Source organism: Nitrospira sp. SG-bin1 (assembly GCA_002083365.1).
Classification (GTDB): Bacteria; Nitrospirota; Nitrospiria; order Nitrospirales; family Nitrospiraceae; genus Nitrospira_D.
The window spans coordinates 32,571-44,359 of sequence record LVWS01000013.1; the positions used below are offsets into that span (position 1 = coordinate 32,571).

An 11,789-nucleotide genomic window follows, 5' to 3' on the forward strand; every position below is an offset into this window, starting at 1 on the left:
CAAGGTAGAAAACAGGAAAGACTGAAACACAAGATGACAGGGACATCCGTCCGCGTGTTTATCTCGAATGTCATTGGTCCCTCCTAATGCCCGATCCTGAGAAGAGATATGATTTACAAGAGGAGGAGAGGACTGCGATTGGGGATCGTTGATGCAAGGTAGCCCCGTGAGCTGAATTGCCAGAAGGAGAATTAGCCCTGTTACAAGTAAACGCTCTAAGGGAATGCTAGACGGGAAGAGACGGGTCATTGATTGCCCTTTAATGTTATTCGTCCTTATTGTGTTCACACGACCCATCTTACTTACGCATCAACCAACCGATAAGCGGCGGCATCCAACAGAGATTCGCCACAATCGTCTCGACGGCCGTTAAGGTCTGTGTGGTGGGACTGAACCCTAAGAGCCGTGCGATCAGCAGGCCAATAGGGACCACGAGAATAATGGCTGCACTGCTCAGCATGACGGGATGTCTCATGTATTCGCTCAGGGCTCTTCCCCAGGCCCCTGCTTTTTTACGAAGGAAGATGAGTCCGGCGACATTCGCCCCACATTGGTCGCTCAACGCGTAAAAGAACGGGATGTAAAATCCTTCCACGCCGTAGACATCAATTCCAACCATTCGGCTTCCCCAATCAATGATCCACGGGAATACCATCCCAGACAACTTTCCCCACCCGTACGCTTCGGCCATTGACCCGGCTGAACCTCGAATGCGTTGCCGAATGGCATAGAGGCCTTCAAACAGGCTTTCTCCTTCTCCGGAAAGCGTGCGTACGAGCCATTGCCCGAGTGCGCTTTGGTGGAATCCAAAATGGTCGAGTACTGCGCCGGTCATGAGTCCCCCGGCAAATCCTGCCCCGGTATACCGGAGCAGCTCACCGAATTCTTCCTGCTCATCACATGAGTGACACTGCGACTCGTGATCAACCATCCTTCCTCCAACTTACTTCTATGCTCCTGAGCACTGCCGAAACCTAATGTGATACCCATGAGCAGAATACGTGCTTATTGCAAGGAGCTTCCTCACTATTTGGTCTCTCCCTTTATTAACAGTAAGGCTGCAACGATGATGTAGGACACAACCCACTTGATGTTCTCGGTGTCCGACGACACAAACTGCGAGATCGGCACATAACTAACGAGGAGGATTACCAACATCGCAACCCCCACCCAATTCCACCAGCGCATATCCATCATGAAGTTACTCCCTTCATCCTCACGCTCTTAGAGCGTCTCTTCGCCTCATCGTAAAATCAGGAATCAGGATCGATCACGGTCTGGACCTCCTCGTATTAACAATACGGCCGCAACAATGACGTAGGCTGCAACCGGAATAGCCCACAGGATCTTCGTGCTATCAAATTCCGTGTCGAACCCGAGGAACAGCCATATCGGCTCAGCGAGAGGGATAAAGATCGCCAACATCACAAATCCCACCCAATTGGTCCAACGCATGCCCATCATGATGAGATTGCTCCTTTCGTCAACTCTGGATCTTGTATTGAGCCATCGTTCATGCGCGGCAGCGTGCCTGCTGCCGATAAGTACATGATCGTATAGTGCAGCAAACTTCATTGTCCGCATGGCAGACAATGCTAGCCTCGATCGCACTATGTGCAACGACTCTTGTGATGCGTTAGATGCTGAGAGGAGGATGGAAATGGGACACGACGAAGGTCGGTACGTATAACGAGGGAGCTGAGTTTACATCATCTGTGTGAGGAGACAGGATCTCAGGAACGGCAAGGTGGACCGACTGGAATACAAAATGGCAGGGACACCCATGATCCAGCACGTTTCCCTCTGGAGACGGAGAACTGTCCCTGATTTCAACTTGTGCTGCGTGCATCGCATCTTGCCACTCATCCAGACACGAGAGACCAGTAAGTTGGACTCCAAGCAGGAGAACCAGTCCAATGAGCAACAGGTTCGAGTGTCTGGACTGTAGCATGAGTTTCGCTAGCATAACATAGTCGCTAACTCAAAATCGGCATATTCTTCGTGTAACTTTGCGCCTGTATACCGATTACTTTTGCTTAAGTTTTAATCAAGTTCGTAGTCTCTCGCCACGTTGGGGACGTGAGACGTTTATTAGCTTCATCTATTCTGCTCAAGGGCAATCCCCGCCTCTATGAATCGAAGTCCCTGAGGTTTTTGGTGTTCAGCACGGACACTGAGCTTCTCTCTAGGCGTTAAGCGGCACACAATACTTAGTCCTTCTCAGCACGAATGGGCATGATGATATTGATGAACCAGGGCATCCCCGCGACCTTTGCTCAGTAACCATCGATTCACCGGCACTGCTGCCACAAATGCCAGCACCAGGGAAAAAGCCAGGCTGCCCCAAAAGAGGAGCGTCCCCAGGCTCGCGTCCATGGCGCCTGGAATAATTAACATCACACCGTTATTGATGACCTCCATGGTCGCAATGGATAACGTGTCGGACGCGAAGGCAAGAGCAGGCGCCGGGCGTAACGCCACTCCATTCTGTAACAGCGGTTTGATGGTCAACAAGTCCCAAACACGAATGCCAGTGCCACTGACATGGCTACCGTGGTTGTACTGGCCAGCCCAAGATACGTCCCGACGACCATGCCCAGAACTTCTCCAATTGCGCACCCGGTCAGGCAATGGGCTGTCGCAGAAAAAGCGAGAGAGGTTAGTGAGGCGGCCTGATGCCCAGCCGGATGGTGATGCGGCGTGGTGTGGTCATGAATCATTGACGCCTCCTTCGTTTCAGACTCCAGTGAAGGTTCGTGGGGAGTCTTATACCCGAGCGCTTCTATGGACTTGACAATGGCTTCTCGCGAGATTTTATCGGAGTCGAATGAGACCGTCGCGCTTCCGACCTGCACTGAGTGCACATGCGCACTTTTTAAGCTCTTCAAACTCTCGGTAATTTCTTTGACGCAATGCCCGCACGTCATGCCGTCAATCTGTACTGTCAATATCTGCATTACTATCTCCTTATCGTCTATGGGTTATGAGTCAATTCATTCGCCTCGTACATCTCTACAGACGGAAGGAGAGACCGGATATTACAGTTCAAGCGGGAAGGACTGGCAAATGTATGAAATCCCGCGAGGTTTTTAGGATTCGTTGCAAGTGCAGTTCAGACAACCATGCTTGCTGCACACGCCGCATGACTGCTCCAAGCTTTGTCGTAAAGGCCTGTCTGGCGCGACGAAGGCGAACCGTTGCATTATTGGGCGTGATCTGCAAGTCTTTCGCGACGACGGAGACGGTTTCTCCCGCCAAATCAATCCGCCGGATCAAGTCAGAATTGGCTGGACGAAGGACCGATATGGCATCATCCAGACAGCGGCACACCGTCGCTCTGACTTCATCCAACGACGGTACATGATCGTCGCCTAAGACCTTAGCTTGTTCCACAAAATCGCTTCGCCGGGCTTTCTCGGACGCTTTTGAACGATAGTAATCGATCACGGTATTGCGAAGTATGCGATAAAACCACGGGACTACGCTTGCTTCATTATTCAGCGAATGCTGTTGCTGGATAGCTTTCACCAAGCTCTGCTGGAGGAGGTCCTGGACGATGAAGTCATCCTCCACCCGACGGCGCATGAATGCCTCGAAAAGGGATCGATTCTCGGTGAGTCGATGAATGAGTGAGTCAGCATTAGAAGAAAAGTTCGGGTTGTTCCTTCCTTGGCATAGTCATGGAAAGCCCCCTTTTCTTAACCGAACGAAGATTTCATCGCTTATACCCGCAGTCCTCCGCTCAGGCCGGTGGGAATTCAGTCTTTCTGTGTGAGAGCTATGTTCGTGGAGATTCACGGGTATTGCGCAGAGAGGACGGCGCGACAGGCGAATAACATAGTCTTGAGCTTGACATGTCTCGTGGGATTGAGGCAAGCTACCACGCTATGAACGGCGGATGGATACTTGCCAAGGTTAGGATGCGGTTCTTCAGTCTGGTCTTGCTTTTCGCCCTCTGTCAGATTGTCGGGACGATGTGTATGGTGCCGGATCTATCGTTGGCCGACGATACCGCCCGGCTGGCTGAAGAGATGAGCGATATGGCCTGTCCAATGGACGGGACCATCATGTGCTCGCCATCCGCCGTATCATCACCAGAACGGCAACTTAAGCATGCAGCAACCATTGACTTGAATCACACACCGGTACTGCTTAGCCCTGTCGCAGCGTCCACCGCTTCCCCAATCTTAGAATCCTTGTCCTGGAGCTCTGCCTCGGAGATTGTCCCCATCTCCATAGCCTCGTCATCGGTCCTTCGAATTTAATTCATACCCCCGGTTTATTCACTGCTACTCCGTTTTTGTGTGCGGAGGGGGCATTGATTCATCCGTTCGGCTTGATCTGAAGGTGTCATGACGCAATCAGCCCGACGCCACTCCACCCTTGGTTATTAGTTCCACCTGAGTTCGAGGCAGGGATACCAGTGTGGCTTAACTCAGTGTCCAAGGACCAGAGGGAAGGTCGGATTATCACCTGAAAGGAGGCTGTCGCATAATGGGGATGCGCTGGTCTAATTGGGTTGGATTTCTGATGTTGGTGATCTTTCTCTTTATTCATGAGCCAATATGGCTGTTCCTGTCATCTGACACCACCAACATCCTGTGGGCTATTCCGGTTGCAGCCTATGTCATTGCTGTGGCTGTGTTGTTAACACGGGGAGCTCCAGATCCCAACCGCACCTAATCGTCTTTCGCGCTTGCTCCTCAACAGAGGCAGTGAAATGGGTCACTGCTAAATATAGTAAGGAGGATTACGATGCGACACGTTATGAGGGGGCTACCATTCATCGTCCTTTTGCTGGTCTTGATTATTCCAAGCTTTGCTGCGACTGGGCCTGAGCCTGGGATTGCCAAGGGCGATCATCAGGCACTCGCGATGTACTATGCGGAGCAGGAGCAGGATTTCAAGGCGAAAGCCCGGTTCTGGGACAACGCCGCTGAATCTTACGAGCATCATCCGGAGCTCTATAAGTCGAGCGACATCACCAACGAGGCGGCGCATTGCCGTCAGATTGCTGGAAACTACAGGAAGATGGCAGAGAGGCCGCGGCCTTGGCGAGCAAGCACTTGAATCTTACACGCAAGGGCCCGTTGGCAGGAACGCCAGATTAAGTCTTCGTTCGAGAGGTGCCGAGCAAGGGAGCTACGCCGGGGCGATCTGCCTTCACAAATTATGCGAAGCGGTGCCTCGGCGGTACTCTTGTCGACCTGTGCGAAGACCCATACTCGAAGGAGGGAAGTGCCTATGAAGATCTCGCAGCAGCTATCGTGGCTCCTTCTGTTGCTCGTCATAGCGGTCATGGCCTGTTCGACGGGTTCACCACGCGAACTCATTGAACGCAACGATCACAGTAGACTAGCGAGCTGGTATGAGCAGGAGGCCGTGCGCCTACGAGGAAAGGCAGAGGAGATGCGTCAGATGGGTGACCGATACGCAGCCTTCGCCTATCCGCTCTCCAAAAAAGAGTCCAAAGGAGAGCTGCTCAGGCATTGCCACGACTTTATGCACTATTACCAGAAAGCCGCCGAAGAAGCGGAGGCTCTTGCCAGACTGCATCGCGAGCAAGAGCCGGCCATCCCTTGATGACGGCAGGATGATCCCTATGTGGGTGTTGAGTTTCTGGAATTGTTCCGCGGTTGGCCCGCTTGTCTCATGGACCGGTCCCTGCTTCAGTCAAGGCAGTGCCCTTCTTGAAAAGAATCCCGCGTCCGTAGGCACGAAAGCGCGAGTGCGATGGATCATATCGCACGGTTCAGCAGCTCGCAGGACCCAGCAAGGATTTCATCCGTAAGACAGAAAAAGGAGGGAGCATGAAGCCGCAGCATTTGAAGAAACCGCCTAACGACGAGGCTGATATCACCCAGGCTGCTATCTCAGAACCGTTCATGTCCGATAACCTTCGTGAGCGGATTGCGAAGCGAGCCTATGAGCTCTACCTGGAACGAGGCTGCAGGCCAGGGTGTGATGTGGAGGATTGGGTGGACGCGGAGCGAGAAATGCTTTCGTCGCCGAAGCGACAGGAGTGATGGTTCTTCTGGCCGACTTCGGCTGGCCCCATACATTCATGATGGTCTGTGTCTCGCTTATCGTGCGTCGTTGGAAGAAGCGCATGAGCTCGTGCCGGGTTGATTCGTGACGCCGGAGTTACTCCCATGGAGGAACGTGCCGGTACACGACAGCGTTCGGGACGCTTCCAGATCAGCCAGCTGGTGATCGGACAGCCAGTCCTGCCGCTGTTGAACATCGGGTTGGCCCCGTTGATGCAGATGCTGGTGCCGCCATTGATTTTTACTCTGCTGGCGAGGTGGCACCGCAGGAGAGGGAATAGCGTATGAAAGATCCTGTCTGTGGCATGAACGTCCTCCAAGAACAGAACTTGTCTGCGACCTATAGAGACCGGATGTTCTACTTCTGTTCCGATCTGTGCCGGCGCACGTTCCTCACCGATCCCGAGACATACCTGAGACAGCTCGAGCCGGCCGGGACGATCGGCCCCTCCGCCAGACGTGTAGCATACTTTACGATGGAAGTGGCGCTTGATCCTGCAATGCCCACCTACAGTGGAGGGTTGGGAGTTCTAGCGGGAGATACGCTCCGATCGTTTGCCGATCTCAAAATTCCGGCCGTCGGAGTCAGCCTCCTGTACTGGAACGGTTATTTTGAGCAGAAGCTGGACGAGTGGGGCAACCAGCACGAGCAGCCGGTGTCGTGGGACCCGAGAGGCCGACTTCACCTCCTCCCAGCCACAGTGGCCGTGACCATCGAAGCACGGACCGTGATCGTCCAGGCTTGGCAATACGATCTCGTCGGTGTCACGGGCGCCCGGGTGCCAGTGCTCTTGTTGGATGCCAATCGTCCGGACAATGCCCAGCAAGACCGAGAGCTGAGCTTGTGGCTCTACGGAGGGGATGACCGCTACCGGCTGGCGCAAGAAATCATCCTGGGCATCGGCGGCATCCGGATGCTCCAGGCTCTCGGGTATACCGCGGTGGAACGGTTCCATATGAATGAAGGTCACGCCGCTTTCTTGACACTCCAGCTCCTGCGCGAGTCGACTCCGGCCGGTTCCACGGAGTGGGACTTCCTTGCGGTGCGACGGCGCTGTGTCTTTACCACCCATACGCCGGTTCCAGCCGGGCACGATCAATTCGGGTATGACCTTGTTCGTCGGGTCATGGGGAACCTGCTCCCCCTGGAAGTGCTCCAGATGTTAGGTGGACAGGACCGCCTGAACATGACGCTCCTGGGTTTCAATATGAGTATCTATATCAACGGCGTGGCGAAGCGGCATGGCGAAGTCTCACAGAAGATGTTTCCTAGTCATGACATTGACTCCATTACGAACGGGATTCATTCCGCCATGTGGACTTGCGAGAGCTTCCAGGATCTTTACGATCGGTCGATTCCCGGTTGGCGAACCGATCCATTCTCTCTGCGCTACACGATCAGTGTCCCAAATCAGGAGATCTGGGACGCGCATATCAAGGCCAAAGCGCGGCTGCTCGAAGAAGTGAGGCAGCGCACGCAGCCGCAGTTGAGACTGGATGCCTTCACGATAGGCTTCGCTCGCCGTGCGACCGTATACAAGCGGGCTGATCTAATTGTGTCGGCGCCTCGTGAATTAATCGACGTGGCAAAAAAGGCAGGACCACTGCAGATCATTTTCGCGGGCAAGGCTCATCCCAAGGATGAGCCCGGTAAGGACATGATCCGCCGGATCGTGCAAGCGGCCAAGCAGCTCGAACGGGATGTGATGATTCTCTACCTCGCCAACTACGACATGACCCTTGCTCGGCTCCTTACGGCCGGCGTGGATCTCTGGCTGAACACGCCTCAGCGCCCGCTTGAAGCGTCGGGGACATCAGGCATGAAGGCGGCGCACAATGGCGTGCCAAGCTTGAGTGTGTTGGACGGCTGGTGGGTGGAAGGCCACATCGAAGGCGTAACGGGTTGGTCGATCGGCTCACGGACGATGAGCCAAGGGATCGATCAGCAGGAAGACGCGCGCGAGCTGTATCAGAAGCTGCATTTGACGATCGTGCCGATGTACTACCAATCACGGGATCAGTGGATTGACGTGATGCGCTATACAATCGCATTCAATGCGTCATTCTTCAACACTCACCGCATGGTGCAGCAGTATGCCGCCAATGCCTATGTGTAAGAACGAATGCAAGCGTCGATGGTCCACCGGTGCGACCGAGGTCCCTAGTGATGAATAACCTACGACGGCTCGTTTTCTACGCATTTTTCGCTGTCCTGGGATTTTTCCTCGTGACCGAACACCGGACGCATGTGTTCGGAATACTCCCTTATTTGCTCCTGTTCGCCTGTCCGTTGTTCTATCTTCTGCTGCACAGGCGACACGGTAGTCATGACTCCGATCTCCGCAAGACAGCAGCCCGGCTCGCGGGCCGACACCGGAGGCCATTCCCATGGATGAAGGATCGACTTATGGGTTGTAGTCGTTAGTGATCATCAACTCCGATGTGGAGGGGAGGCAGGGATCATGAAGTCAACAGAAGAGTTGGATCGAGTTTGCGGTATGTGGATCGACAAGGAGAGCGCCCAATTCCAAAGCCTCTTCAAGGGGAAAACATATTATTTTTGCTCGATGCCATGCAAGGAGCACTTTGATCAGAACCCCGAAATGTACTTGAAAGGCTTTGCAGGTTGAAACCAGAAATGCCGCTGACCCTCACAGTCTTTCATTCTCCATGTGGGTATTGGACGGTCTGTTTCTGAAGATCATGGGCTAGGCTATTCTTCGGCTTGACGTACCTCCCTGGTTGAGGTGAAGCGGGGTAGGAAACATGGAAGGGATGGTCGCGGCCTTCATCATGAAATACTGCAGCCAGAGGTATACGACTGGGCTGGATACCTCCTGGAAGGCGCAGTGCCGGAATGTGTCACCATTACTCTGAAGAAGGAGATCGTCCGATGGATTCGACAGAACGAGTGGGCCAGCCTCTCATGAGGACATGAAGCCCAACGGCTGGCACACGCTCGCGTTCGAATCACTGGAACGTGAACTAGGCTCCGACATCAATGACGGATTGACTGAACGTGAGGCGGAGCATCGTCTCACGACAGGGGGGCCGAATGAATTGCCTGAAGCCCCTCAACCTTCTTCTCTCAAAATCCTTCTCACGCAATTCTCGAGTCTGATCGTTTGGGTCCTCATCGCTCCACCCGGTGTCCACGGACTCGGAAGAGTGGGCCGATTATCATATGAAAGGAGAAACTCTCATGATGGGGATGCGCTGGTCCAATTGGGTTGGATTACTGATGATGGTGATCTTTCTATTTATTCATGAGCCGATATGGCTGTTCCTGTCGTCTGAGACCACGAACATCCTGTGGGCTATCCCGGTCGTCGCCTACGTCATTGCTGCGGCTGTGTTGTTAATACGGGGAGGTCCGGATCACGAGAAAGCCTGATCGTCTTGGGAGAGCAAGGAACGTGGTGCTCTATCTCATATGGAGGTCAACATGGGATACCTTCGAGAAAAGATAATGTTGGTAGCGCTGACACTTCTCTCATACGCTCCGGCCACGGCTCAGCCAGTAGCGTTACCGGGGAGTGAGATCCCGCAGTTCGTAGACCCGTTGCCTCTTCTCGCTGTGGCAGGCGGAACCATCGAGACAATTACCTCCGCATCAGCGACGCTCTCGATGTGCGAGTTCAAGGCCAACGTCATGCCTTCGACATTCGTGCCGGCGGCTTCCTCACTCGCCTACTCGGGAACCTATGTCTGGGGCTACCGCAACGGTTCGACGTGTCCTGGATCGGGAACGCCGTTCCCAACGTACTTTGGGCCGGTGTTTGTCGCGACGCGTGGAACTCCGACCGAAATCCAATACATCAACAGTCTGCCCAATACAGCAGCGAGCCAACTGTCGGCGTGGAAGACCTCGACCGATCAGACGCTTCACTGGGCCGATCCGCTGAACCATGAAGCCAACAGGTGCGCAGACGCCGTCACTGAAAATCAATCGCCCGTCGGGGCCTGCGCATCGAATTATGCCGGTCCGGTCCCAACCGTGCCCATCTGCACGGAGGGGAGGTGCCGCCGGTGCTGGATGGAAATCCGGACGCCTGGTTTACAAGTGATGGAGCTTACAATGGGCATTCGTTCTACAGCAAAGCCGGTGCGGGTGCGAATGCGGCGATTTACCGCTATCCGAATAGGCAAGAAGCCGCGCCTCTCTGGTTTCACGACCATGCCTTGGGCCTCACACGCTTGAACATCTATGCGGGGTTGGCAGGAGGTATCTGATCGTTAATCCGGCCCTGACATTGCCGGCCGGTCTGCACCCGATCGGGTTACAACAAGGCGCCGCGGGCTCCGTAGACTATACCATTCCGCTGGTGATTCAAGACCGCATGTTCGATACGAACGGGCAGCTCTATTTCCCCAATATGGGGCCCAACCCGGAGCACCCGTTCTGGATGATGGAGTTCTTCGGCGACACGAATGTCGTGAACGGCAAGGTCTGGCCGTATCTGAACGTCGAGGCCAGGCGCTATCGATTCCTCCTCCTCAACGCATCGAATGCGCGCACGTATGAACTCTCCTTGCACGGACAGCATCTATGGCAGATCGCCACCGATGGAGGGTATCTCGATGCGCCGGCCCGGCTGCATAAGCTGACCCTGATGCCTGCTGAGCGCGCCGACATCATTATCGATTTTTCAGGATTAGAGGGCCGCACGCTGATTTTGAAGAATCACGGCCGCGCGCCATTCCCCGATGGGGCTCCACCCGATGGGGCGACGGTGGGACGCGTTCTCCAGTTTCGAGTGGGACCATCCACGTTGGCAGGGGCAGACGCGAGCTACAACCCGGCTCATGGCGATGCGCTCCGCCCTCCCATGCGCCGGCTGGTGAACCCGGCCACGGGGGCGCTGGCCGTCGTTCCTTCGAAAACGCGCCAACTCACCCTGAACGACATGATGGGTGCTGGTGGAATGGGAATGGTCGAATTGCTGCTGAACAATACGAAGATGTCCGGCAAACGTGCCGATAGAACGATCCGCAAAGATTTCACGGCTGTTACGGTGGGAGGCATGACGGAATATGTTTCAGAATTGCCGGCTGAAGGCGATACTGAAGTCTGGGAAATCGTCAATCTAACAGCCGACGCCCATCCGATCCACACACACTTGACGCAGGTTCAGGTGATGAATCGGCAGAAGGTTCATCTGAACCGGTACAATAAGGCCTACGCAGGGTCGTTCCCCGGCGGCGCCTCTATGTTTGGCGATGGTCCACCGTTGACGTATGCGCCCTCTGTTGCTTCCGGATTGAGATACGGAGGGAATCCCAACATTCAGCCAAATCTCCATGGCCACGTACATCCTCCGGAAGTTAACGAAGCTGGATGGAAAGATACCGTGATCGCGTATCCGGGCCAAGTCACTCGCATCGCCGTACGCTTCGCACCGACAGACACGGCAGTCGGCCTGGCAAGAAACTATTCATTTGATCCAGATGCCGGTGCACATGGGTTCGTATGGCACTGTCATATCCTCGACCATGAAGACAATGACATGATGCGCCCGTATAAAATCACCGCGGCACGAGGTGCGGCGAGAACCTACGTGATGGGCGTCGATTACTAGGCGAGAGTGAGCTGGGAAGACCGACCTGCAAGATGTCGGGCAGTCTAAAGAGACTGTCCGACATCCATGGACGGACAAAATCTAATTCATCGAATTTTAAATAGAAGCTGACAGTGCCGAAGAGATACGCGAAAAAGCTTCTCTATCCGCAGTATGGATGAGC

The 11,789-nt window shown here is 54.4% G+C and carries 14 protein-coding genes and 1 pseudogene; 11 read left to right on the plus strand and 4 right to left on the minus strand.

All coding sequences use genetic code 11. The features are described 5' to 3' along the window. Positions 1-298 precede the first annotated feature (298 nt). Together A4E19_00440 and A4E19_00445 are read right to left on the minus strand one after the other, a co-directional pair. Positions 299-931, minus strand: a complete 633-nt coding sequence (locus tag A4E19_00440; protein ID OQW36161.1) for a hypothetical protein — start codon at positions 929-931, stop codon at positions 299-301. A gap of 329 nt (positions 932-1,260) precedes the next feature. After that, positions 1,261-1,464 (minus strand): hypothetical protein, encoded by a 204-nt coding sequence (locus A4E19_00445; protein OQW36162.1) that lies wholly within the window; start codon positions 1,462-1,464, stop codon positions 1,261-1,263. Between the two features lie 253 nt (positions 1,465-1,717). Between A4E19_00445 and A4E19_00450 the strand changes: the two genes are divergently transcribed. Beyond that, positions 1,718-1,948 carry a hypothetical protein gene (locus tag A4E19_00450; protein ID OQW36163.1) on the plus strand — a complete coding sequence of 77 codons (231 nt, stop codon included), beginning with the start codon at positions 1,718-1,720 and terminating at the stop codon, positions 1,946-1,948. Between the two features lie 272 nt (positions 1,949-2,220). Here A4E19_00450 and A4E19_00455 read toward each other — a convergent pair. Beyond that, positions 2,221-2,720, minus strand: a pseudogene (locus A4E19_00455) (hypothetical protein). 325 nt (positions 2,721-3,045) lie between these two features. Next, on the minus strand, positions 3,046-3,585 hold the full coding sequence (locus tag A4E19_00460) for a hypothetical protein (protein OQW36164.1): 540 nt from the start codon (positions 3,583-3,585) through the stop codon (positions 3,046-3,048). A gap of 269 nt (positions 3,586-3,854) precedes the next feature. On the opposite strand from A4E19_00460, the gene A4E19_00465 reads away from it, so the two are divergent. The 10 genes from A4E19_00465 to A4E19_00510 all read left to right on the plus strand — a co-directional run bounded on the left by A4E19_00465 (position 3,855) and on the right by A4E19_00510 (position 11,626). Continuing rightward, the gene (locus A4E19_00465) at positions 3,855-4,265 is read left to right on the plus strand and encodes a hypothetical protein (protein ID OQW36165.1); all 411 of its coding nucleotides are present in this window, start codon (positions 3,855-3,857) and stop codon (positions 4,263-4,265) included. A 229-nt stretch (positions 4,266-4,494) separates the two neighbouring features. Then, the gene (locus A4E19_00470; protein ID OQW36166.1) at positions 4,495-4,683 is read left to right on the plus strand and encodes a hypothetical protein; all 189 of its coding nucleotides are present in this window, start codon (positions 4,495-4,497) and stop codon (positions 4,681-4,683) included. Positions 4,684-4,755: 72 nt separating this feature from the next. Further along, a complete protein-coding gene (locus A4E19_00475; protein OQW36167.1) occupies positions 4,756-5,070 on the plus strand; it encodes a hypothetical protein in 315 nt (104 codons plus the stop codon). A 174-nt stretch (positions 5,071-5,244) separates the two neighbouring features. Next, complete coding sequence (locus A4E19_00480; GenBank protein OQW36168.1) at positions 5,245-5,583, plus strand: hypothetical protein; 339 nt, start codon at positions 5,245-5,247, stop codon at positions 5,581-5,583. A gap of 227 nt (positions 5,584-5,810) precedes the next feature. After that, complete coding sequence (locus A4E19_00485; GenBank protein ID OQW36169.1) at positions 5,811-6,026, plus strand: hypothetical protein; 216 nt, start codon at positions 5,811-5,813, stop codon at positions 6,024-6,026. Between the two features lie 126 nt (positions 6,027-6,152). Then, a complete protein-coding gene (locus tag A4E19_00490) occupies positions 6,153-6,335 on the plus strand; it encodes a hypothetical protein (protein ID OQW36170.1) in 183 nt (60 codons plus the stop codon). Continuing rightward, a complete protein-coding gene (locus A4E19_00495) occupies positions 6,332-8,164 on the plus strand; it encodes an alpha-glucan phosphorylase (GenBank protein ID OQW36171.1) in 1,833 nt (610 codons plus the stop codon). Before A4E19_00490 ends, A4E19_00495 begins: the two co-directional genes overlap by 4 nt. 1,085 nt (positions 8,165-9,249) lie before the next feature. Beyond that, on the plus strand, positions 9,250-9,441 hold the full coding sequence (locus A4E19_00500; protein OQW36172.1) for a hypothetical protein: 192 nt from the start codon (positions 9,250-9,252) through the stop codon (positions 9,439-9,441). A gap of 39 nt (positions 9,442-9,480) precedes the next feature. Further along, a complete protein-coding gene (locus A4E19_00505) occupies positions 9,481-10,248 on the plus strand; it encodes a hypothetical protein (protein ID OQW36173.1) in 768 nt (255 codons plus the stop codon). A gap of 52 nt (positions 10,249-10,300) precedes the next feature. Continuing rightward, entirely contained in the window at positions 10,301-11,626 is a 1,326-nt protein-coding gene (locus A4E19_00510) for a hypothetical protein (protein OQW36174.1), read from the plus strand. The last annotated feature ends 163 nt before the right edge of the window (positions 11,627-11,789 follow it).